General features: G+C 39.4%; 19 protein-coding genes. 3 read left to right on the forward strand and 16 right to left on the reverse strand.

Going from position 1 to position 22,827, the window contains the following annotated elements; all coding sequences use genetic code 11:
• Positions 1-3: 3 nt before the first annotated feature.
• Both GKO22_RS03730 and GKO22_RS03735 read right to left on the reverse strand, forming a co-directional pair.
• Positions 4-864 (reverse strand): beta/alpha barrel domain-containing protein, encoded by an 861-nt coding sequence (locus tag GKO22_RS03730; protein WP_166332727.1) that lies wholly within the window; start codon positions 862-864, stop codon positions 4-6.
• Complete coding sequence (locus tag GKO22_RS03735) at positions 854-2,008, reverse strand: acyl-CoA dehydrogenase family protein (protein ID WP_166332728.1); 1,155 nt, start codon at positions 2,006-2,008, stop codon at positions 854-856. Before GKO22_RS03735 ends, GKO22_RS03730 begins: the two co-directional genes overlap by 11 nt.
• Before the next feature lie 138 nt (positions 2,009-2,146).
• Here GKO22_RS03735 and GKO22_RS03740 point away from each other — a divergent pair, with 138 nt between their 5' ends.
• A complete protein-coding gene (locus GKO22_RS03740; protein ID WP_166332729.1) occupies positions 2,147-3,754 on the forward strand; it encodes an acyl-CoA carboxylase subunit beta in 1,608 nt (535 codons plus the stop codon).
• A 120-nt stretch (positions 3,755-3,874) separates the two neighbouring features.
• On the opposite strand, the gene thiL is transcribed toward GKO22_RS03740, so the two are convergent.
• Both thiL and nadA read right to left on the reverse strand, forming a co-directional pair.
• Positions 3,875-4,912, reverse strand: coding sequence for a thiamine-phosphate kinase (gene thiL / locus GKO22_RS03745; RefSeq protein ID WP_166332730.1), 1,038 nt, complete (start codon positions 4,910-4,912; stop codon positions 3,875-3,877).
• A gap of 21 nt (positions 4,913-4,933) precedes the next feature.
• Positions 4,934-5,932, reverse strand: a complete 999-nt coding sequence (nadA, locus tag GKO22_RS03750; RefSeq protein ID WP_166332731.1) for a quinolinate synthase NadA — start codon at positions 5,930-5,932, stop codon at positions 4,934-4,936.
• A 481-nt stretch (positions 5,933-6,413) separates the two neighbouring features.
• On the opposite strand from nadA, the gene nadB reads away from it, so the two are divergent.
• Both nadB and GKO22_RS03760 read left to right on the forward strand, forming a co-directional pair.
• On the forward strand, positions 6,414-8,006 hold the full coding sequence (gene nadB, locus GKO22_RS03755; protein WP_166332732.1) for an L-aspartate oxidase: 1,593 nt from the start codon (positions 6,414-6,416) through the stop codon (positions 8,004-8,006).
• A gap of 11 nt (positions 8,007-8,017) precedes the next feature.
• On the forward strand, positions 8,018-8,545 hold the full coding sequence (locus GKO22_RS03760; RefSeq protein WP_166332733.1) for a gamma carbonic anhydrase family protein: 528 nt from the start codon (positions 8,018-8,020) through the stop codon (positions 8,543-8,545).
• Here GKO22_RS03760 and GKO22_RS03765 read toward each other — a convergent pair.
• The 12 genes from GKO22_RS03765 to GKO22_RS03820 form a co-directional block, all read right to left on the reverse strand.
• Positions 8,542-10,104: an Ig-like domain-containing protein gene (locus GKO22_RS03765; protein WP_240920094.1), complete on the reverse strand. Its 1,563-nt coding sequence runs from the start codon at positions 10,102-10,104 to the stop codon at positions 8,542-8,544. The genes GKO22_RS03760 and GKO22_RS03765 overlap by 4 nt on opposite strands.
• 203 nt (positions 10,105-10,307) lie before the next feature.
• On the reverse strand, positions 10,308-12,164 hold the full coding sequence (mnmG, locus tag GKO22_RS03770) for a tRNA uridine-5-carboxymethylaminomethyl(34) synthesis enzyme MnmG (protein WP_166332950.1): 1,857 nt from the start codon (positions 12,162-12,164) through the stop codon (positions 10,308-10,310).
• A 54-nt stretch (positions 12,165-12,218) separates the two neighbouring features.
• The gene (locus tag GKO22_RS03775; RefSeq protein ID WP_166332735.1) at positions 12,219-14,081 is read right to left on the reverse strand and encodes an ABC-F family ATP-binding cassette domain-containing protein; all 1,863 of its coding nucleotides are present in this window, start codon (positions 14,079-14,081) and stop codon (positions 12,219-12,221) included.
• Complete coding sequence (locus tag GKO22_RS03780; RefSeq protein WP_166332736.1) at positions 14,078-14,743, reverse strand: NAD-dependent epimerase/dehydratase family protein; 666 nt, start codon at positions 14,741-14,743, stop codon at positions 14,078-14,080. The genes GKO22_RS03775 and GKO22_RS03780 overlap by 4 nt, the downstream gene beginning before the upstream one ends.
• 101 nt (positions 14,744-14,844) lie before the next feature.
• Positions 14,845-15,231, reverse strand: a complete 387-nt coding sequence (gene apaG / locus GKO22_RS03785; protein WP_166332737.1) for a Co2+/Mg2+ efflux protein ApaG — start codon at positions 15,229-15,231, stop codon at positions 14,845-14,847.
• A gap of 34 nt (positions 15,232-15,265) precedes the next feature.
• On the reverse strand, positions 15,266-17,599 hold the full coding sequence (locus GKO22_RS03790; RefSeq protein ID WP_166332738.1) for a GumC family protein: 2,334 nt from the start codon (positions 17,597-17,599) through the stop codon (positions 15,266-15,268).
• Between the two features lie 7 nt (positions 17,600-17,606).
• Entirely contained in the window at positions 17,607-18,395 is a 789-nt protein-coding gene (locus GKO22_RS03795) for a polysaccharide biosynthesis/export family protein (protein WP_206367795.1), read from the reverse strand.
• 11 nt (positions 18,396-18,406) lie between these two features.
• Positions 18,407-19,330, reverse strand: coding sequence for a hypothetical protein (locus GKO22_RS03800; protein WP_166332739.1), 924 nt, complete (start codon positions 19,328-19,330; stop codon positions 18,407-18,409).
• 7 nt (positions 19,331-19,337) lie between these two features.
• On the reverse strand, positions 19,338-20,891 hold the full coding sequence (locus GKO22_RS03805; protein WP_240920096.1) for an ABC transporter ATP-binding protein: 1,554 nt from the start codon (positions 20,889-20,891) through the stop codon (positions 19,338-19,340).
• 82 nt (positions 20,892-20,973) lie between these two features.
• The gene (locus GKO22_RS03810; RefSeq protein ID WP_166332741.1) at positions 20,974-22,050 is read right to left on the reverse strand and encodes a nucleotidyltransferase family protein; all 1,077 of its coding nucleotides are present in this window, start codon (positions 22,048-22,050) and stop codon (positions 20,974-20,976) included.
• A gap of 3 nt (positions 22,051-22,053) precedes the next feature.
• Positions 22,054-22,332, reverse strand: a complete 279-nt coding sequence (locus tag GKO22_RS03815) for a PqqD family protein (RefSeq protein ID WP_166332742.1) — start codon at positions 22,330-22,332, stop codon at positions 22,054-22,056.
• On the reverse strand, positions 22,329-22,784 hold the full coding sequence (locus GKO22_RS03820) for a S24/S26 family peptidase (protein WP_166332743.1): 456 nt from the start codon (positions 22,782-22,784) through the stop codon (positions 22,329-22,331). The genes GKO22_RS03815 and GKO22_RS03820 overlap by 4 nt, the downstream gene beginning before the upstream one ends.
• Between the last annotated feature and the right edge of the window lie 43 nt (positions 22,785-22,827).

Consider the following 22,827-nt stretch of genomic DNA (forward strand, 5'->3'; position numbering starts at 1 on the left):
GCCTCAATGATGAGTTATAGTTGGCTTCACTAATTCTTGAAACGCTGTTATAATCGGTTGCAATTCTTCGATTGAACTTTTTTCAAAGCGGCGTAGCAGCAATTCGGTTGGCATATTTCCCACCAAATTGTCTTGCGCAAAGGGACATCCACCATAACCTAAAATTGCCCCTTCAAATCTTCGACATCCGGCATCGTAGGCCGCATCGATCTTCGCCAATGCATTTTCTGGTCGGCTATGCAGGTGAATTCCAGGTTTTAAATCCGTAAAATGTTGGTTCACTAGCGTAAAAACTTCCGTGATACTGCTTGTTGTGGCTTCTGCTGTGGTATCTGCTATGGAAAAATTGTTTATTCCCAAATCTTGTAACTGCTGAATCCAATGCAACACCAAATCAGCATGCCAAGGATCATCATAAGGATTTCCGAATGCCATGGAAATATAGAGCAGCATTTCTTTATTGCTTGCTGCTGTCAAATCCTGCATTGCTTTTACGCGATCAAAGGATTCTGCAATACTGCTATGTGTATTTCTTTGTTGAAAAGTCTCGGATATCGAGAAAGGATATCCCAAATAATCAATTTTATCGTATTCCAGCGCTTCTTTCACACCTCGTTCGTTGGCTACGATGACAGATAATTTGGTACCACTTGTTTTTTGCAAACCTGCCATGACAGATGCTGTATCAGCCATTTGCGGTACCGCTTTCGGAGATACAAAACTTCCTACATCGAGGCATGCAAACGCATTGCTGGATAGCAGAAGATTGATATAATCGATCTTCTGCTGCACCGGAATATGTTGATCTAATGCCTGAATGGCATCACGAACACAATCTACTATTTGAATATCTTTATAGGACATCTTTTTTTATTTCTCGCGCGATGACCATTTTCTGAATAGCACTCGTGCCTTCTCCAATAGTACATAGCTTCGCGTCTCTAAAATACTTCTCGGCTGCAAAATCTTTGGTAAAGCCATAGCCACCGTGGATTTGCACACTTTCATTAGATACTTTGACCGCTGTTTCTGAGGCATACAATTTGGCCATCGCTCCTGCTTTGGTTACTTTCTCGCCTTGATCTTTCAACATAGCAGCATGCTGGACTAGCAATTCCGAGGCTTCAATCTCCGTGGCCATATCTGCTAATTTAAACGATACATCTTGAAATTCGAAAATTGGCTTGTTGAATTGCTCGCGCTCTTGCGCATATTTCAAAGCACATTCGTACGCACCGCGTGCTATGCCCAGCGATAATGCGGCAATGGAAATACGTCCTCCATCCAATAATTTCAATGCCTGTACGAATCCTGTACCAATATCGCCTATCATCTGGCTTTTGTGTACGCGGCAATTGTCGAAAAATAAACTCGCCGTCTCGGATGCGCGCATACCTAATTTGTCCATTTTCTGGCCGGCAGTGAATCCAGGCGTTCCTTTTTCTATAATGAATGCCGAAACGCCATGTTTATCGCCTTTCTCTCCCGTTCGTACCATGACGACAGCAACATCGCCGGATATGGCATGCGTGATAAAAGTTTTATTGCCATTAATCACATAATGATCGCCATCCAATACACCAACTGTGGAAAGTCCGCCAGCATCGGAACCCGATCCCGTTTCCGTCAATCCCCAGGCGCCAATCCATTCGCCTGTGGCGAGCTTTGGAAGATATTTTTGCTTTTGCTCTTCATTGGCAAATGAAAGAATATGATTGGTACACAAGGAATTGTGCGCCGCTACGGAAAGGCCGATAGATCCACATACTTTAGATATTTCATCGAGAATAGCAATATATTCTTGATAACTTAGTCCTGCACCGCCATATTCTTCGGGTACGAGAATCCCCATAAAACCATAATCGCCTAATTTTTTGAATAATTCGACGGGAAATTTTTGGGGCTCGTCCCAAGCCATGATATGCGGTTTGATATGTGCCAGCGCAAAATCTCTTGCACTCTGCCTTACCATTAGTAATTGTTCTGTATCAATTGAATTTTTCATCATAAAATTTTGCTTAGGCTCACAAAGGCTGTGATAAATACTTTACAAATATTATAAAAAACAAATTAAATTTTATGATATTTATACAAATTTAACAATACAACCAGTTGTAAATTAGTATTTCATTAGATAACACATATTATGGAAAACTTATTGTCTGAACTCCGGAAAAAGTTAGAAATATTGCATTTAGGTGGCGGAATCAAGAAGATCGAAAAACACCAATCTAAAGGCAAGATGACGGCTTGGGAGCGCGTGCACTATATATTGGATGCCGATAGCGAGTATGTGGAAATTGGAAGCTTTGCGGGCGAGGATTTATATATAGAACACGGCGGCTGCCCAAATGGTGGTGTGGTCATTGTTTTGGGTTATATACAGCAGCGATTGTGTATCGTGGTTTCTAATGATGCGACGGTAAAAGCCGGCGCGTGGTTTCCCATTAGTGCCAAGAAAAATCTGCGCGCACAAGAAATCGCCATGGAAAATCATTTGCCCATTATTTATTTAGTGGATTCAGCTGGTGTATACTTACCGATGCAGGACGAGATATTCCCAGACAAAGAGCACTTTGGACGGATTTTTAGGAATAATGCGAAGATTTCCTCGATGGGCATTCCTCAGATATCGGCGATTATGGGTTCCTGCGTAGCAGGTGGCGCGTATTTGCCGATCATGTCAGATTATGCGTTGATCGTAGAAGGTACGGGATCGGTGTTTTTAGCCGGTTCGTACTTGGTAAAATCTTCCATCGGTGAAGTGATTGATAATGAATCCTTGGGCGGCGCCACAACGCATTGCGAAATCTCAGGCGTGACAGATAATAAATATCCGGATGATAAAAGTTGCCTAGATGCGATTCGCGGCATTGTGGATAAGTTCGGACATCAAGATAAGGCGCATTTCTCGCGCATTGCGGCAGCAGCACCAGCGCAGGATGCGAACTATCTATATAATTACTTTCCGCAAGATAGATTGAAGCCTTATGATATGCACGAGGTGTTGAAATGTATTGTGGATAAAGATAGTCTGGAAGAATATAAAAAGGATTACGGAAAGACGATTATCTGTGCGCTAGCGCGCGTGGATGGTTGGGCAGTGGGTATTGTAGCCAATCAACGGCAGGTGGTCAAAGCCAAAAAGCCTGGAAATGCGACCGAAATGCAAATGGGTGGCGTGATTTACTCAGATTCTGCAGATAAAGCGGCTCGATTTATTATGAATTGTAATCAGCAAAAGATTCCTTTGGTATTCTTGCAAGATGTGACCGGTTTTATGGTTGGATCACGCTCGGAACAGGGCGGAATCATCAAAGACGGTGCAAAAATGGTGAATGCGATGGCCAATTCTGTCGTACCTAAATTCACCTTTATTGTCGGTAACAGCTATGGCGCGGGTAATTACGCCATGTGTGGAAAAGCATATGATCCCCGATTGATCTATGCCTGGCCAACGGCGCAAATGGCGGTAATGAGTGGCGCTTCGGCCGGAAAAACCTTATTACAGATTCAAGAAGCTACGCTGAAAGCGCAAAACAAAGCGCTGACCGAACAAGAAAAAGAAGCATTACTAGAAAAGATCAATGCTACCTATCAAAAGCAATTAAGCCCATACTACGCGGCAGCCCGTTTGTGGGTGGATGGTGTGATCGATCCAAAAGATACACGTAAAATCATTTCCATGGGCATTGAGGCAGCTAATCAAAATCCGACGATAGAGCGGTATAATGTTGGTGTGATACAGACGTAAGTAATATTTATACAAAACAAAAGGCGGTATTAGACCGCCTTTTGTTTTGTATAGTTATGCTTATTAGATCAACTTAAAAAATAGATTACGTCGTCGTGCCTCCGCGCGATGACGTTTGGCCTACTTAAAAGCATTCCATCCTTGCGCTTGCAATGGATGTACTTTTCCGGATTTAGAGATCATTTGACAACCTGCTGAAGCTTCGGTCATGTGGCCGATCACGGTGATGTCCAGTTGGTTTTTCACCTTATCATAATCTGCTTGTGGAATAGTGAATAACAATTCGTAATCCTCGCCCCCACTCAAGGCGCAGATCGTAGGATCTAAGCCAAATTCTCTGGCTGTATCATAAGTCATTGGATCCAATGGAATTTTGTCTTCATAGATCGTACAACCTACATTAGACGCTTTTGCGATGTGCAAAATCTCCGATGCCAAACCATCCGATACATCGATCATGGCGTTGGGTTTGATGTCGAGCTGACGCAATAATTCGACCACATCGCCGCGGGCATCAGGCTTTAATTGGCGCTCGATGATATAATCTTTTCCTTCCAGATCGGGCTGAATTTTTGGATTTTCTAAGAAAATCTGCTTTTCCCGCTCCAGCAATTGTAGACCCACATATGCACCACCCAAATCGCCAGAAACGCATAATAAATCACCTTCTTTCGCGCCAGAACGATATGTTATATCCGCTTCATCAGCATATCCTATGCTCGTTACCGAAAGTACCAATCCTTGATGACTCGCCGAGGTATCGCCGCCAATCAAATCGACATTGTATTTATTGCAAGCCAATAGTGCGCCTTCATAAATCTCTTCAACAGCTTCTAGTGGAAATTTGGAAGACATGCCGATCGAGAACGTGATCTGAGAAGCCGTGCCATTCATGGCATATATGTCACTCAAATTGACTTGTACTGCCTTGTATCCCAAGTGTTTTAAGGGAACATAGCGCAAATCAAAATGTACATTTTCTAATAATAGATCGGTGGAAATCAGGGTTTTCTTTCCTTCAAAATTAAGGACAGCAGCATCATCGCCAATTCCCTTAACGGAGGATGCTTGTGTTAGTTGTACTGATTGCGTCAAATGGGCAATCAGCCCAAATTCTCCTAATTCCTTGATATCTGTTTTTTCGCTATTGTCAAACATAGTATTCGTGTAAAAGGTGAACTACAATCCCAGACGTTCCGAGATTTCCAGCATACGCTCAATGGGTTTTTGAGCACGTTGTATTACATCTGCTGGAAGCACCACTTCTGGCAATTCGTAATACAGGCAATTGTACAATTTATCCAGTGTATTCAACTTCATGTGCGGACAATCGTTGCAAGCGCATAGATTATTCGGCGGAGCCGGAATGAATGTTTTGCTTGGACTGGCCTTCTGCATTTGATGCAAAATACCCGATTCGGTCGCTACGATAAACGTATCTGCCGAGTTTTCAATCGTGTATTTAAGCATGCCAGATGTGGATCCGATGTAATCGGCTTTTGCCAAGATATGATCCTCACATTCTGGATGAGCGATGAATTTAGCCGTCGGATATTCGGCTCTTAAGCCGTTAATCCTATCCTGCGAGAAAATCTCATGCACCATACAAGCGCCATTCCACAACACTAAATCTCTACCTGTTTTCTTTTGCACATACGCACCCAAGTTGCGATCCGGACCGAAGATTATTTTCTGGTCTTTGGGTAAGCTTTCCACAATCTGTACCGCATTGCTTGAAGTACAGACGATGTCAGATAGCGCTTTCAATTCCGCAGTACAATTCACATAGGTAATCACCAGATGATCAGGATATTGCTCCTTAAATTTCGCAAACAAGTGCGGCGGACAACTATCTGATAATGAACAACCTGCTTTTAGATCAGGTAATAAAACTTTCTTCTCCGGTGATAATATCTTGGCCGTTTCGGCCATGAAGTGCACACCCGCAAAAAGAATTACATCAGCCTCTGTTTTAGCGGCTTGCTGCGACAATCCCAAGCTGTCGCCGATGTAATCCGCTATGTCTTGAATTTCGCTTTCTTGGTAATAATGAGCCAAGATCACAGCATTTTTTTCTTTTTTCAGACGCTGGATTTCTGCGATTAAATCTATCGATGGATCGATAGGAAGATCGATATATCCTTTGGCTTCTAAAACAGTATCAAACCTAGTATCCATTTTTCTCTTCTATGCAATGGTGATGATGTTTTCCATGATGGAGGAACAGGACAAAAGTAAAGAAACAATTTCAAACGAAATCCACATTCCCTTTTTTCAATAATTAATAAAGAGTTTTATATAAAATGATCTTATTGTTTATTAGTGTGTGGATAATGGGGATAAGTGATTTCATTTTTTTGGCTAAGTAATGGTTATTTTAGTTTATCCACAGCTTATCCACAATTTGAAATATAGATTTATGCTGATTATCAGTCCTGTAATTTTTGGACTTTTATTTTTTCCATGTTTCGATGTGAAATCTTTGTTGTTTACATTTTGTTAATATTGGATTCATGATGTGGTAATATGTTTCCACAAATTATTGATTTTTGTTCCACATTGTGGAATAAAATAAAGTTTTACTTTTCGCTCCACCGTTTATCGACATGTTTTCCACATTATTTGTTAATTTGTTGGTCTATTATTACATCGTTTACCCATGTCTGAAAAGTGTACTGATTTCTTAATTGTAGGTTCTGGAATAGCGGGTTTGAGTTTTGCACTCAAAGCAGCCACATTAGGTAAAGTATTAATTGTTACTAAATCTAATGAAGATGAATCCAACACCAAATACGCACAAGGTGGTGTTGCAGTCGTGATTGACAAAGCAGATAGCTTTGAAGATCACATAGCTGATACACATATTGCAGGTGATGGTTTGTGTAATCCTGCTGTGGTAGAGCATGTTATCAAAGAAGGACCAGATCGTATTGCCGAATTGATTGCTTATGGTACCAGTTTCGATAAAGAAGCTTCTGGTAGCTATGATTTAGCCAAAGAAGGTGGACATTCTGCACACCGTATATTACATTATAAGGATATCACAGGTTATGAGATTGAAAGAGCATTACTAGAACGTGTGCATGCTCATCCTAATATTGAGATTCTCACGCATTATTTTGCAGTAGATTTAATTACCCAACATCATGTGGGGATACATGTGGATAAACGTTCGGATGATATCTCATGTTATGGTATTTATGCCCTAAATACGGCTACAGGTCGTGTGGAAAAGTTCCTTTCTAAGGTGACTTTAATGGCAACTGGCGGTGCGGGGCATGTGTATTCTAGTACCACAAATCCTACTATTGCAACTGGTGATGGGATTGCGATGGTGTATCGTGCCAAAGGGAAGGTTCGTAATATGGAATTCATTCAATTCCATCCAACGGCCTTGTTTAACCCGGCAGAATATCCCGCTTTTCTGATTTCGGAAGCTGTTCGTGGTTTTGGTGGTATTTTGCGTAGAGCCGATGGTGTTTCTTTTATGGAAGAATATGATGTGCGTGGATCGCTTGCTCCAAGGGATGTGGTTGCGCGTGCTATTGATTTGGAAATGAAGAAGTCTGGGCTGGATTATGTGTATTTAGATATTACACATCGTCGTAAAGAAGATATATTGGAGCATTTTCCTAACATATATGAACAATGTATGCGTATTGGTGTGGATATGAGTTCAGACTTTATACCGGTATCGCCTGCGGCGCATTACTTATGCGGTGGTATTATGGTAGATGGCAATGGTGCCACGAGTATTCAACATTTGTACGCCTGTGGCGAATGTGCTTCTACTGGTCTACATGGTGCTAATCGTTTGGCATCCAATTCGTTGCTTGAAGCAGCAGTTTATGCACATCGTATATTCAAACATGTGGAAAATGTATTTGATACTCTTTCGTATAGAGTCGGTATTCCCGAATGGGATGATACAGACACCAGTTTATCGAACGAAGATATCTTAGTTACGCACAATCTGCGCGAAACGCAAAAATTGATGAGTGACTATGTGGGAATCGTACGTTCGGATTTTCGCTTAGAACGCGCATTACGTCGCTTAGGTTTATTATATGACGAAACGGAATCTTTTTATAAGAATACCAGACTATCTGTAAAACTATGCGAGTTGCGAAATGTTATACAAGTGGCTTACCTCGTGGTCAAGTCAGCCATGGCGCGCAAAGAAAGTCGGGGTCTGCATTACACCACAGATTATCCTGATCATGCCGCCGAATTACAGGATACTATTTACTAATTTTTTAAGTTATGTCAGCTATTATATTGCCGGTAGGTGAGCATGTTCCACAGATTGCTTTAGATGCTTTTCTAGCGCCCAATTGTACGGTTGTAGGCGATGTTACCATTGGTTCACACTGTTCAATTTGGTTTAATGCCGTGATTCGTGGTGATGTGAATTACATCAAAATTGGTCATTATACCAATATTCAAGATAATGTGACGATACATGGTACGTATGAGCGGAATGGTACAGATATTGGATCTTATGTGAATATTGGACATAATGCCATCGTACATGGTTGCGTGATACACTCACATGTATTAGTAGGTATGGGCGCTATCGTGATGGATCGTGCTGTGTTGCAGAGTCACGTAATTATTGCTGCTGGTGCCGTAGTTTTAGAAAATACCATTTGTGAATCAGGCTATCTTTATGCAGGTGTTCCAGCAAAGAAAATTAAGCCATTGACCGACGAACAGTTAGCATTACTCGACAAATTGCCACACAATTATGTAAAGTATAGCTCTTGGTTTAAAGATGATAGTACGATCTAACGTGTGTTAAATCGTACATCAATAGTTTCGTTTTGTTCCCAGTTTGCTCGGATGGTAAATGTCCTGTCCAAATACCATATCGGTTCTTGATAGGTCATCGTCCATACGTCGGCAGGATCCCATTTGCCATTTCTATTTCTATCCCAAATTACCCGGATACTGTATTTTCCAGTAGGATATTTGCGATAAGCCAATTGTTGATTGCTGGGTAATATTTGCGATTCGAAAACCTTCTCCTTATTTTCCGAGATCAATTCAATGACATATTGCTGTGCGGTATCCAGACCATTAAATGCCAAGGCGATGTCGCCATAGCTTTCAGCTTCGTTCATGGTGAATTGTATCTTTTCTTCTTTATTGACTTCCTCGAAATAACCTTGCATAGCGCCTTCCTCTAACGTCAATTCGTAATTTCTTTTTGGACGCCAATTAAAACGGATGTGGTACATTTCTGGGTTGATGCTGTCCGCTTGCAATTGAAAGTTGCGGCGAGGAATGGAATCTTCGTTTAGAATAACCTTCGATTTATCTACCTGTTGTAGCGGTGTTCCTGCTGATAGTTGGATATGTTTGACACGATCTACCTTATTAGTAATACTAAATAGTGGTGTTATTGCTCTGTCTAATTTTAGATTTCTAGGTTTACGGATTACGCTGGTATCTAACACACCTGTAATATCAGATAATTCGAACTTGACCGAATCAAAGTCTAAGTTGGGTAAGTAGACGCGTACAGAATCGTTCGTAGGTGCAAATCTTGGAATAGCTTGACCATTCATCACCACTGGATCTAAGATTCGAAGAGTAGGTTGTTCTACTATTTTATTAAATACGAGGAGTGCCATACCACTACTTTCCAATTTGCGTTCTAACATCCTAAAATTTCGAACCGGCCCTTTACTTAGCTCAAGGTGTATTCCGGCCGTATCACGTCTTAAAACAATACTATCTTGTAGAAAACCAATCCATTCATCTGGTGAATTGTAGGTACGATCATTGTTTTGCTCTTTGATAGCATATATGCGATAGGTGTCTTCCTTTAGATTTTGTAATCTGAAAGTACCTGAGGTATCCACTGTGGTGAAAATGGATGCTTTTTTCTTTCCAAAAATAGTATCTCTGCTAGTGGGTATCAGGATGACGTTGATGTCTTTATCTTTTTCTGGATCGAAATCTTGTGTAAATCCATTGCTAACGCTTCCTTCTATGGATAGTGAATCTAGTTCAGATCCGGTTGAGAATACATACGTATAATTTAGAATAGGATTTCCTTCGTTGAAGTCTACTAATCCTTTTCCTAAGTTAATCGTATACGTTGTGTTTACTTCTAAACTGTCTGGAAGTTCAATATGAAGTGTACGTTTTCGAATTTTGTAAATAGCTGGAATATCCATATCAGGTGATACACTGAATTCCTTTTGTTGGTTGGTTGTTTTTACAAATTCATCAAACGTGATTTGAATTTTACGTTCTGTAAAATTAGTGGAGAAATTGGCCGGTAGTTCAGAAACAACGCTTGGTGGAATTGAATCTTTAGGACCACCAGTCGGTCGAGACATGTTAGCACATTGCTGAAATGCCGTCAATATGATTATTGCTAATAGTAGTAAATATGCATTCTGTTTTAACGCTATTTTTAAGCGTTTTAAGACACTTTTATTGTTTTTGGATATAGAACCCATATTTTATTAGATAATACGTTTAATCAACTAAAAATGCGTCGTTATAGATTTAATGTAAATATTTGATTTACAGTTATTTACTATATATGAACCATCAAAATGCTAATATCTGCCGGAGAAACTCCTGAAATTCTAGATGCTTGCCCTAAAGTACGTGGTCTGACAGTCGTAAGTTTTTGCCGTGCTTCTGTTGACAGGGAATTAATAGTGGAATAGTCAAAATCATGATGAATTTCTTTGTCTTCCATCTTCTTCATTTTGTTGACGATTTCCATTTCTTTCTCGAAGTAGCTATCATACTTAACCTTGATCTCGGCTTGTTCAATCGTTTCTGCATCGAAGTTGTTAAGATAGGTACCCAAATTCTTGTCGACTTTCGCCAGCGATAGTATATCGACTTGAGGACGACTCAACAAATTAAAAAGTCTCGTTTTTTGCGTAATAGTAGACGATCCCCAATCTTCCAATGCGGTATTAACATCACTAGGTTCTGTACTGGTATTGCGCATGAATTGCACAATTTTATCAGAGTTTGTTATCTTCTCTTCTACCCTATTCATACGTTCGTCACTCACTAATCCTAATTTGTATGCTATTGGTGTCAGCCTAATATCTGCATTATCTTGACGTAATAATAAACGATGTTCTGCTCGGGAGGTAAACATACGATAGGGTTCGTCCGTGCCTTTTGTGACTAAGTCGTCTATCAACACACCGATGTAAGATTCTGATCTTTTCAATATAAGTTCATGTTGATCATTGATTCGTTGATGTGCATTAAGCCCAGCGATGAATCCTTGCGCAGCAGCTTCCTCATAACCTGTAGTTCCATTAATTTGTCCGGCGAAGAAAAGATGTTTGATGCTTTGAGTTTCCAATGTCAAATCTAATTGCATTGGCGGAAAGTAATCGTATTCAATAGCATAACCTGGTCTATACATTTTGGCTGTTTCGAAACCGGGAATGGATCTTAAAGCTTTTAACTGTACATCTTCGGGTAATGAGGTAGAAAAACCATTAACATATATTTCAACTGTCCTAAAACCTTCAGGTTCTACGAAAATTTGATGTCTATCTCTTTCGGCAAATCGATTTATTTTATCTTCTATCGATGGACAGTATCGAGGGCCCAGGCCTTTGATACGACCAGTAAACATGGGTGATTGTTCGAATCCAGTCTTTAAAATATCGTGAACATCTGGATTTGTATAGGTGATCCAGCAGCAGCGTTTTTCGAGAGGTCTGTCTATATCGTTGTAAGAGAATCTGCCAGGGTTTTCGTCGCCCCATTGCTCTTCCATTTTTGTATAGTTTAGACTTCTACCATCTACGCGGGGTGGTGTCCCTGTTTTCATTCGACCAGCTTCAAAACCTAAGGAGACCAATTGTTCCGTCAAACCAGTTGCGGCTTTTTCGCCAGTTCTTCCACCACCGAAAGTTTTTTCGCCAACGTGAATCACTCCATTCAGAAACGTACCGTTAGTAAGGACGACTGCGTCCGAATCAATGCGAATACCTAGCGAAGTTACAACACCGCGAACTACATTGTCTTCTACTATTAATTCCTTCACGGTGTCTTGCCATATATCGAGATTAGGTAAATCTTCTAATTGCCAACGCCACTCTTCTGCAAAACGCATGCGATCATTTTGCGCTCTTGGACTCCACATTGCTGGTCCTTTAGAGCGATTGAGCATTCTAAATTGGATTGTAGATTTATCGGCTATAATTCCAGTATAACCTCCCATGGCATCAATTTCTCGTACAATTTGTCCTTTTGCTACACCACCGATCGCCGGATTGCAGCTCATTTGGGCTATTACGCCCATATTCATCGTAATTAAAAGGGTTTTTGAACCCATATTGGCAGCCACTGCAGCTGCTTCACAGCCTGCATGACCCGCTCCTACCACAATGACGTTATATTTATCAAACATGATGTTTTCCCTATGTTCCACGTGAAACATCTTATAGATGTTTCACGTGGAACGTTATATTAATTCCGCTAATTCGAGCCAACGAGCGGATTTGTTATCTAATTCTAATTTTAAATCTTCAATTTTATGAGCAATTTCACTCAATTCTGCGTGATCTGTAACTTGTGTTAACTTATCAGAAAGCGTGGCTATTTCACTTTCTATATGTTCAATCTCGGCTTCTAAATTGTTATATTCAATTTGTTCCTTGTAGGATATTTTAGACTTGGTATGTTTTGATTCCGCGATAACCGGTTCAGAAATTTTTGTTTTGTTGATCTTTTCTGCTTTTAATTTTTCCTCAGTTTCAAATTTAAAGTCCGCGTAATTTCCATTATACATATTGACAAAGCCGCTGCCATCGAAAATGAATAATTGATCAGTTAGTTTATCTAATAAATATCTATCATGCGTTACTAATAAAAGTACACCTGTGAAACGTTCTAAGAAATCTTCTAGTATATTCAATGTGTCCATATCCAAATCATTGGATGGCTCATCGAGTATAAGGAAATTTGGATTAAGCATAAGAACGCGCATTAGTTGTAAACGCTTACGCTCACCTCCACTCAAATTAGACACCATGCCAAATTGTTTTTCTGGTGGAAAAAGAAACTGAGTAAGTAATTGCGAGGCGGTAATAATTCCATCCTTCCCCATATCGATGTGTTCTGCCACATCTTTCACGACATCGATCACGCGTTGGTTTTCGCGAAAATCCAATCCGCCTTGCTTATAATATCCAATAACAGTTGTTTCACCCTTGGATATACTCCCACTATCGGGTTCCAGCTCCTTTGTAATTAGATTAAGAAACGTTGATTTACCACTACCATTTCTTCCTGCTAAACCGACGCGATCACCTTTTTTAAAGGTATAAGTGAAATCAGAAATAATTGGTGCCTTTTTGAATGATTTGCTAACCGCTTCGATTTCCATTATTTTGGATCCTTGACGTGATGTTTGCATTTTTAATTGCACTTTATCGTGTTCTGTCGGTGCTTTTGATTTATCTTGCAAATCATAAAATGCCTCGATTCTAGATTTGGATTTCGTTCCACGCGCTTTTGGTTGGCGGCGCATCCACTCCAATTCCTTTTTCCAAAGATTCCGCGCTTTATCAGCACTCGCAACTTGTGAAAGATGCCGCTCCGCTTTCTTCTCTACGAAGTTGGCATAATCGCCCTTGTATTGAAATATTTCTCCCCTATCCAATTCCCGAATTTCTTGACATACATGATCTAGGAAATAGCGGTCGTGTGATACGATTAAAACGGTCTTATTTCCAGAAGTCAATAATTTTTCCAACCATTCAATCGTTTCAATATCTAAATGGTTAGTAGGCTCATCCAAAATGTATACATCCGGCTCGTCGATCAATAACTTGGCTAAAGCCAATCTTTTTTGTTGACCACCCGACATAGACGATATCTTCTTATCGAAATCCGATATTTGCAAGCGATTTAAGATTGTTTTGATCTGATGCTCATATTCCCATGCGTTTAGTGCCGTCAGCTCATCAGAGATGCGTCCTAATTCGTCTACATCGTAATTATCTGACTCTACTAAGCGCTCATAGTCTTTAATGAGTTGCTGTTGTTTATTATCTGCACTATAGATAAAATCTTCAATCGTATTCAAATGTGCAAAGTCAGGTTCTTGTGGTAAATAACCAACACGAATACCACGCTCACTAACAACTGTACCACTATCCGGATCCATTACGCCAGCCATTATCTTCAACAGAGTCGACTTTCCGGTACCATTGATACCTACTAAAGCAACACAATCTCCAGCTTGCATGCCGAAATGTAAATCACGAAAAAGCCAACGATCGTGAAATGAATGACTTAATTTTTCTGTACTTAATATGCTCACGCGAGTTGTTTTATTTGTTCTGTATTATATGTATGCACACCAGGATAATCAATTCCTGCAGTTTTTACCAATGCTTGCGCAATCGTTTTTCCATCGATACTTCGGTATTTTTTTAGACTACCACGTAATAAGGGATTAATTATTCTGAAAAAACCAGACGCAAAACGTTCTGTTGGTCTACTTTCATTTCGATTACCCGTAATTAGAGCCGGTCGCATAATGTATAATTGCTCGAAATTAAGAGCCTTTATATCTTCTTCAACTCGACCCTTCATCTGCATGTAGAAATTGTTAGATTTCTCGTTTGCTCCTAAAGCAGATACGAATGAGAACTTCGTAGCACCATTCGATTGCCCTATTTTAGCTACTTTTATAGGATAATCATGATCTACTTGTATATAATCTTTCTTGTTTGGAGTTTTCTTTTTGGTAGATCCTAAACAGCTGAAAATGTGGGTAATAGGTGTTTTTTCGATAAAGTAATCTATACTATCAAAATCAGCCTGAATTTGAACCAGACGTTCGTGTTCCAGCGGAATTCCATGCCGGCTTACCGCATAGATTACATCATACGTGTTCTGCTGTAGAAGCATTTTGGTGGTGTGCAGACCGACGAGTCCGCTGGCGCCTAATACTAAGGCATGTGACTTTTTAGTTGACATAATATTCCAAATGTCAAAAGTACACAATAATTCGACAAGAGATTGTTAAATCCCTTTAACGATAATACACAAATAGCTAAGATGACGATGAGCTGTATTTACTAATTCATCCTGAAATCTGCAATGAGATTAAATCTTGGAATAGCTACAGTCAAGAATTCACCATCAGACAACCGTTGCATCTCGTAGAATCCTTGCATATAACCCATATCGCTACGCAAATTGCAACCAGAGGCATACTGATGACTTTGTCCTGATTCGAGTATCGGTTGTTCACCAACTACACCTTCTCCATCTACTTGTTTATGATCTCCAATCGTATCAAATATGTCCCAATGGCGTCGTACTAATTGTATAGTTTCAGTGCCTTGATTCTCGATCGTAATACGGTAAGCAAACATGAAATGAAGATTATCGGGATTGGAATACTCTGGCTGATACAAAACTTCAACCGAAATCTGCACATCTGATGTAATCTGACTAATCATATGTTAATGCATTAAGATCCTGCTAATGTACTAATTATTTCTTTGCTCCGTAACCATATCCGTAACCATATCCATACCCATATCCGTAACCATATCCAGCAATACCTTTACGAATGCCATTCAATACTATGCCCATGTTGTTTAAAGTACCTTGTTGATAGATGCTCTCGATTTCAGGTAACTGTCTTCTATCCATTTTACCAGCGCGAATCACAAAAATTGTTAGTTCTGAAATTCGATTGATGATAGAAGAATCGGCTACTACTCCGACAGGAACATTATCCACTACAACGTAATCATAGAGCTCCTTTAATTCGCTAATTAGGCTATCTAAGCGATCGCTCAAGAGCAGTTCGACCGGATTAGGGGCAACGACTCCAATAGGAATAATATCTACTATACCGGAGATCTCATTCTTATACAAGACATCTTGAAGAGGCACGTTGCGATCAGCTAGATAGTGACTCACACCTTGGGTTTTTGGCACATTTACTTTTGCACTTAATGTACCTTTCCGAAGATCCAAATCTAGCAGTACGACCTTTTTCTTCAAAAATGCCAAGCTTGTCGCTAAATTTATGGCACAAAAAGTCTTTCCAACACCTTCAGTAAGGGAGGTCAATGTAATTACCTGTTTGCTTTTTCCATTAGACATGAAGTCAATGTTCGTGCGTAAAATCCGGAAAGTTTCTGTAACAGGATCCGTGGCCTGTTCTCTTACAATGACATGTACGTTCTTTTTACTATTTTTTGAGAAAGGAATTTCGCCTAGAAATGGGACGGTCAATACTTCCTCTAAATCTTTACGATCACGTACCGAAGTGTTTAAGAATAATATCATTAACAATATTGCCGTTGGTATAGCGAGACCAATACCTATACCAATAGCCATTTTTCTGATTTTGTTAGGAGATACAGGGTAATCACTTCCAGAAGCTGGATCGATGACACGGATATTATCATCTGCCATCGCCTGATTCAAAGCGTTTTCTTCTCTCTTGTTGAGAAGCAACATATACAGCTCTTCTTTTACTTTTTGATTTCTTTCAATACCAAGCACTTGACGTTGTTTTGCAGGCATGGATATCGCATCTTTTTGCGCAATGGCCATATCTCTTTGCGCGTTTCTTACTCTTACCTGTAATCCGGATACGGCATTGTCTACAGCACGCTCTATATTTTGTCTATTGTAAACCAAATACTGATCAATCTCCTGGACTACCGGATTATTAGAGTTATTGCCTTCAAGCAAGCGATTTCGCCGCAATAAAGCACTATTGTAGTCATTTACATAGCGTTCCACATTCAAATCTGCTAATCCCATGTTTGATGGAATTAGCTTTTCTGATCTGTTGGCATCGTAAATGTAATCGCGCATCATTTCTGCTAGACTCAATTGTGTTTCTAACTCACGACTAGCATTTAAATATTCTCTACTTTCCGCGATATACATACCTGCGGCAGCATTAACATCCATACCATTATTAGCCATCTTTATATGTTCTAAATCTGTCTCCACCGTCCCCAGATCATGCTCGATGATGGCTATGCGTTCCCGAATGAAATCAGCGGTACTAACTGCAACTCTATTTTTCTCTTCTATAGTCTGTTCATTATATACTTCAATCAAAGTCTTTATAAGATCCACTGCACGTTTTGGAGAATGATCCTCTAATGTTAATTGCAAAAGTCCTGCATCCTCCTCTATTTGCGAAATCTTCATTCTTGATAGAAAGTAAGAAACCATAGTTTCCCTAGGGATCTTCGTGACGGTTATTTCCTCTCCAAAAATAGCAGGTTTGTATAGCTTATTTGGTGATATGGTGAGCTTTCCAATGGGCGTCGCAGTCTCTTCTTTCAATCTAACCTTCTGACTGTGAATTATATTATCATTTTCCACTAAAAGAAAGTCGACATGACTAGAATCCTTCGGTATAATAGTCATAGAAGCATGTGCTTCAGAGTCTAATTGAGCAAAGGTGACACGTATTGGGGAATCTTTATACAACTCTATATTGCGCAGACCTTCTGTTCTTGAATAGGAAATATCCCCTTGAATTTCTGCAATAGTATGTCGCATCAATTCTTTAGATTTCAATTGTAGAATTTCACTTGCCACGCTTACCGTGTTGAACATCGAACTACGTGTAAATCTTGCCGTGACATTCGTATTTTGCGGTGTCTTGATCATCAAGATAGCGGACTTGCTGTACACAAATGGTGTTTTGCTATATTGATAATAGTAGTACCCACCAAAAAATAATATGGAAAGCACAAACCACTTCCAGTGAACAAATAGATATTTAAGTAAGTCAATTACATTAATTGACTTCTCTTCTGTGCCCATCACTTTAGTATCATTAATCATAGAACTATTATCTTATTAAGACCAATGTGGTTAAAACTATACCGAGAATGCCTGTAAACAAGCCCAAATATCGTAAAGTATTCTCTTCTCTTGCAGATGGTACAGCACCTCTCGGATGGACATAGACAATGTCATTTTGCTGTAAAAAAAATGTAGGAGAATTAAATAAGTTGGTGGACTCTATATCATTCATGTACATTTTACGAACACCATTTTCCTCTCTAATTACACTCACTTTATTTGGTACCGCATTAGCTGTAAGACCGCCAGAACGAGCCAAAGCATCCAATAAGGTAACTCGGGTATCCGGAATATCCAAAATTCCGACAGAACTAACTTCACCCATCATCGTAATTTTAACATTGATTAATTCAACCTTGACAATTGGTTCGGCAATCAGTTTTTTATTCACCAGATTTTCCCATATTAAATCCCTTACACCATCGATTGTTAATCCTTCAATATTCAAAGAACCAATGATTGGGTAATCTATTCGACCATCGGTATCTACCAAAAAAGTATTGTTGGATTGCCCACTGCGGATATTTGCTTGCCCATCTGCATCAATACCATAGTTTCCGATATCAAGGTTAAATGGTGCCGCCAGTTCAGGATTTTTGGAGCTCACGGTGATGCTTAGTCGATCATTCTTTTGAATACGTATCGGAGCTGCAGCCACAGTAGGATAAGCAACACCTTCTTGCATATCCTTAACATAGACAACCTTCTTGGATACGATACAAGAATGTAATGAAAAAAGGGAAATTAGGGCAGTAAAAAACAGGTATTTTTTCATATAATTAATGATTAAGCATTTTTAATTTCAGACGCAGATAAATAAGCAGCGTCAGCATTCGGAAGACATTCTAATTCTCCTATGGGCACATTTGAAACAATATGTTCGACTAGATCTGCCATACTAGCAAATAGATCTTGATTCCAACGAAGCGCAGAACAACTCGGTAATAAAGCAATAAATGCAAACTGACCAGATTGCCAAGACATCTTATTATGAGGGGCTTGTTTAAGGCGAACAATCGCACGTAAATCTGCACTCACATTTCTATAACATGGCGTCTTCCCACTCCAAGGAGTACCATATATACGAACAGTACCATCTTCCTCTATCTTTACGGCGGGATTATCGTCATTGAGTAGCTTGGATCCTGGTATGTGTTCAAGCCACAAATTACTATGTGTACTCTTACCCGTACCACTTTTACCCAAAAAGGCATAACCTTCAGTACCTCTTTCGATAACAGAGGCATGTATCAAAATTGTTTTATGTAATAATGCAGACTGAGCAAATGTGACCATTAGCAACCAGCTTACAATCTCCTTTGGAGCGACAGAATCATACACCCAATGGATAGTAGATTGAGAAAAGTCTTTTTTACTCGTCATGAACCACGTCCCGGGAGAATGTGCGCTCATAATTGTTGTTACATATTCGTCTGACATTTCGAAAAATTTGAAACGATTGCCCCAGACTATGGATATGTCACTCAAAAGTTTTGCTCCTGTAGAGGGTTTATCAAACCTTTCTTTGGTGATCAGCACATTACTTATAGACGACTGTACTTGAGAAGCATCCGTTCGAAAATCACGGAAACTCGGAAGTAAACTATCTAAATCTATTTCCGTATCAGATTGCACCTCCAAAGTACAATTTGCTATTGAGTAATAGAAAGATTGTAGTACAGATGGGTTTGGGTTAGTTTCGTTCTTCATTTTTTAGTTAGTGCAAGTAAACCGATGTATCACAACATTCCGCTAATTTCAAATCATGCGTAACAAATATCAATATTTTATTTTTTCCTTCATATAATAATTGTTTTATGAGAAGTGTTGAAGTCTCCTCATCTAGAGCTGAAGTTGGCTCGTCAAAAAGCCATACAGGTGCATCTTTTATGATAGCTCTAGCAATGGCGATACGTTGTGCTTGTCCTTCTGATAAACCGTATCCAGATTCTCCTATAAAGGTATGTATTCCCTGTGGTAAGTCATGTACAAAATTTGCACATGAAAGCTCCAAGGCAGCATTTATTTGTTCAATAGAAAAAGATGAAGAGCCTACAATATTTTCTTTTATTGTTCCTGTGAATAACGAATTTCCTTGCGGAACAAAAGCAAAATTGGAACGGTGCTCTTCAGCCAAAATGTGCGACTCGTTAATTCCATCTTCTAAGAAAATTTTACCACGATCGGGTGTACACAACGCTAGTAACAATCTCAACAGTGTGGTCTTACCACGGCCACTACTTCCGAGTATTGCCAGAGGTTTCCCAACGCTGGCTTGTAAAGACAAATCTTGGATCACATTAGCCTCTTCATACTTAAAAAAGACATTTTCAAATCTTATTTTTTGAACAGAATCAAACATTATTGGAGAAGATTCTACCTTTCTTTTACTTTCAAATAGTTCAAGAATACGATCTAGCGATACCCTAAATCGTACAAAGGTAGGAGCAAAACTTGCAGCCGATAATATTGGATTTTGTATACGTCCAACCAACTGTAAAAAAGCGGTCATCGTACCAAAGGAAATCTCTTGGTTATGCAAACGATATACGCCCCAAATAAAGGCAATGAGATAGCCCGTATTCATCGTAAGCCTAACAATGCTATTGCTTAATAAACTGAAGTTGATCTGTCGCATTTTTAATTGCAGCAAACGCGTTTGCTCCGCACGCAATTTCTCATCACGATAAAACAGTAAACCAAGTGCTTGGATAATCATTCTGAAGCGTAAATTCTCTTGAATAATATTGCTCACAGCACTGTCTGCTGCTTTGGCTTCCTGATTAAGTAACCTCATCTTTTTGAAGTACAGCTTAGAAAAGAGGAATAATGGCGTGATGATCAATATCATCGCAGCCAAAATTGGATCCATACTCCATAAAAAAAAGAGTGAAGCTAGCAATTTTAGTATTGTTACCAAGAATGATATACCAGAAGTAGCGATCATCTGCACCACTTCGCGATTATCTTCTTGTAGCCTAATCATTAAATCACCCGTTTGTCTCTGTTTGATAGATACCCAGCTTGAAAGCATTTGCTCTTTAGTGATCCTATTTTGAAGACTCACACCCATGAGTAACCTCGTATTCTCATCTATCCAACTCGAGAAAGAACGCAAAACAACACCGCCTAGTGCTGCAAAGACTATTAATACAAGTATAGGAGCTATGTCTTTTTCAAAATCACCTGTTGCTCGATCGATAGCAATTTTGGACCAGTATACAAAAAGAAGAGAAAGTACAATTCCTGCCAATTCCAATAAAAAATACAAAGACAACCTTGTTCGATACCTTTTTGCGAAGGATCTAACCCAATAAGAATGTTGTCGATAGGTAAAAGTCATTAATGGCAGGTTAGTTATTAAATCGTGAATAAAACTGAACTACCGGAAAGGAAAGCGCTTCCATACGTGCAAATGGAAGATATCGGAATAAATTCTTCCAAAGACGTGTATTGATCACATTGCGATTTCCCCCTTGCGCTTCATGTGAATCTGCCGAAAAACCGAAATTTCCAGCACTCCAAATGTCTTGCATCATGATGTCTACAAATGGATATTGCACCCGGGGAAAAGGAACTTTGTTTTCTGGTAAACCAAGATATTCTACGAGGACGCCATGTAGCACATGTATAAATTTTAAAACGCCAAATTTTTCATAAACGTTCTCCAATTTGTTAGGATTCAAATCCTCTTTATGCGTGTAGCATACACGTGCCGCATCACATAATTGCCGTAAGCCAATGCCGTAAGCCAATAGATGCTTGAGGATATGAACAGAAACCGACACATGCATTAAAAGAGAAGAAGGCAAAGGCCAAGCATGATTGTGGTGCTGAATTGATTGAGTAAATTTTGCTTCGGATTGATATAATTTGTGAATAAAATTTTTTTTAAATGGATTGTGAATATCAATCATGCGACGATGGAGTTCTACTTCTGTATTGTTCCATATTGCATAAGAACTGAAACCTGGAACAGATTTTATGGTTACACCTTCTGCGATCAACAGTTTTCGAGCAAATTTGTACTCCTCCTTATTCTGAAAGAACCAATCAATATCTCCAGGAAGGCGTACTCCAGGCTTTTCATAAAAACGTGCTACTCCTTGCCCCTTCAACAGGTAAGGATGTAATCCGTGATTCGTAAAAAAATCGATTTGGTTATTCACTTGCTGATCCATCCACGCATTTCTTTGCTCGATCTGTTCTATGCGTACCGTCCACGATAAGACCAACGATCTTGGTGGTAATAAATGATCTGGTAGTGTAATCATGCCTTGATAAAGGAGACCTTCTACCGTATGATTTAAAGCAATGTGGAAAACATCTTGCCATTGATTGGCAGACAAAGGAAACCCTTCGAAATCAGTAATGGGCTGATTCCAAAGACCAGATCTTAATAATTTAAGAAATACGCTCCTAGCCTTCACAGATTATTTATAGTTTTCGTCTAGCAATTTCTGACTTTCAAATATATCGAGTAGCTTCTGAACATCTTTGCTAGCTTGTTCTTCAGATACTTCGTATTCTTCCAAGAGTTTTTCAACCATTTCTTCTTTCGTGAACTCCTGCGGGTGCAGTGCTTCCCAGAGCCATGCCGCGGTCTCATTTAAAGTATATACTTTTGATAGATCAACTTTATCTTGGCCTGGTTCGACAATAATATAATCTTTACCGATCTGTCTTAGTTTAAGTTCTTTTCTTAATTTCATGGGTTTATTTTACGTTTAAACAATTTGGCCCAGACTCTTCTCAGAGGTCGTATATGATACCACACTTTTGCGAGGTAAAGCACTTTACGCGTGTAAAGTGGTATTTGTTTGTCATTTCGTGTTGCTTCGCTGAGAAATCCAATTATCTCTTTGCGATCTATCTTTTCTATTTGTGCCAAATTAGCATCACCCGCAAGAACGACATAGTGCTTATCTAAATGGATTATTCGATGTAGAATATAACCATTTTTAAAATAGGCTAAGACGATATGACCAATCTTCAAAGTGATGTTTACTAAAGGTTTTACCGTGATGAGATCCTGCTCTTCCAAAAAAGGACTCATACTGGAACCACGTACTGAAAAAACAACTTCTTTTCCTGCATCAATGTATTCTTGTACGTGCTCAAAAAAAATATCGTTTTTAATGGTCTTCGGTAAAGTTCTTGACATAAACAGAATCTATTTATCCTACCAACAAATCTAGTTCTTTTTG

It is taken from the genome of Sphingobacterium chungjuense (assembly GCF_011316935.1).
GTDB lineage: Bacteria > Bacteroidota > Bacteroidia > Sphingobacteriales > Sphingobacteriaceae > Sphingobacterium > Sphingobacterium chungjuense.

Bases quoted from the DNA above. Each gene is read 5' to 3' on its own strand.
- GKO22_RS03730 (WP_166332727.1), bottom strand. From the start codon at position 864: ATGTCCTATAAAGATATTCAAATAGTAGATTGTGTTCGTGATGCCATT.
- GKO22_RS03735 (WP_166332728.1), bottom strand. From the start codon at position 2,008: ATGATGAAAAATTCAATTGATACAGAACAATTACTAATGGTAAGGCAG.
- GKO22_RS03740 (WP_166332729.1), top strand. From the start codon at position 2,147: ATGGAAAACTTATTGTCTGAACTCCGGAAAAAGTTAGAAATATTGCAT.
- thiL (WP_166332730.1), bottom strand. From the start codon at position 4,912: ATGTTTGACAATAGCGAAAAAACAGATATCAAGGAATTAGGAGAATTT.
- nadA (WP_166332731.1), bottom strand. From the start codon at position 5,932: ATGGATACTAGGTTTGATACTGTTTTAGAAGCCAAAGGATATATCGAT.
- nadB (WP_166332732.1), top strand. From the start codon at position 6,414: ATGTCTGAAAAGTGTACTGATTTCTTAATTGTAGGTTCTGGAATAGCG.
- GKO22_RS03760 (WP_166332733.1), top strand. From the start codon at position 8,018: ATGTCAGCTATTATATTGCCGGTAGGTGAGCATGTTCCACAGATTGCT.
- GKO22_RS03765 (WP_240920094.1), bottom strand. From the start codon at position 10,104: ATGTCTCGACCGACTGGTGGTCCTAAAGATTCAATTCCACCAAGCGTT.
- mnmG (WP_166332950.1), bottom strand. From the start codon at position 12,164: ATGTTTGATAAATATAACGTCATTGTGGTAGGAGCGGGTCATGCAGGC.
- GKO22_RS03780 (WP_166332736.1), bottom strand. From the start codon at position 14,743: ATGTCAACTAAAAAGTCACATGCCTTAGTATTAGGCGCCAGCGGACTC.
- apaG (WP_166332737.1), bottom strand. From the start codon at position 15,231: ATGATTAGTCAGATTACATCAGATGTGCAGATTTCGGTTGAAGTTTTG.
- GKO22_RS03790 (WP_166332738.1), bottom strand. From the start codon at position 17,599: ATGATTAATGATACTAAAGTGATGGGCACAGAAGAGAAGTCAATTAAT.
- GKO22_RS03795 (WP_206367795.1), bottom strand. From the start codon at position 18,395: ATGAAAAAATACCTGTTTTTTACTGCCCTAATTTCCCTTTTTTCATTA.
- GKO22_RS03800 (WP_166332739.1), bottom strand. From the start codon at position 19,330: ATGAAGAACGAAACTAACCCAAACCCATCTGTACTACAATCTTTCTAT.
- GKO22_RS03815 (WP_166332742.1), bottom strand. From the start codon at position 22,332: ATGAAATTAAGAAAAGAACTTAAACTAAGACAGATCGGTAAAGATTAT.
- GKO22_RS03820 (WP_166332743.1), bottom strand. From the start codon at position 22,784: ATGTCAAGAACTTTACCGAAGACCATTAAAAACGATATTTTTTTTGAG.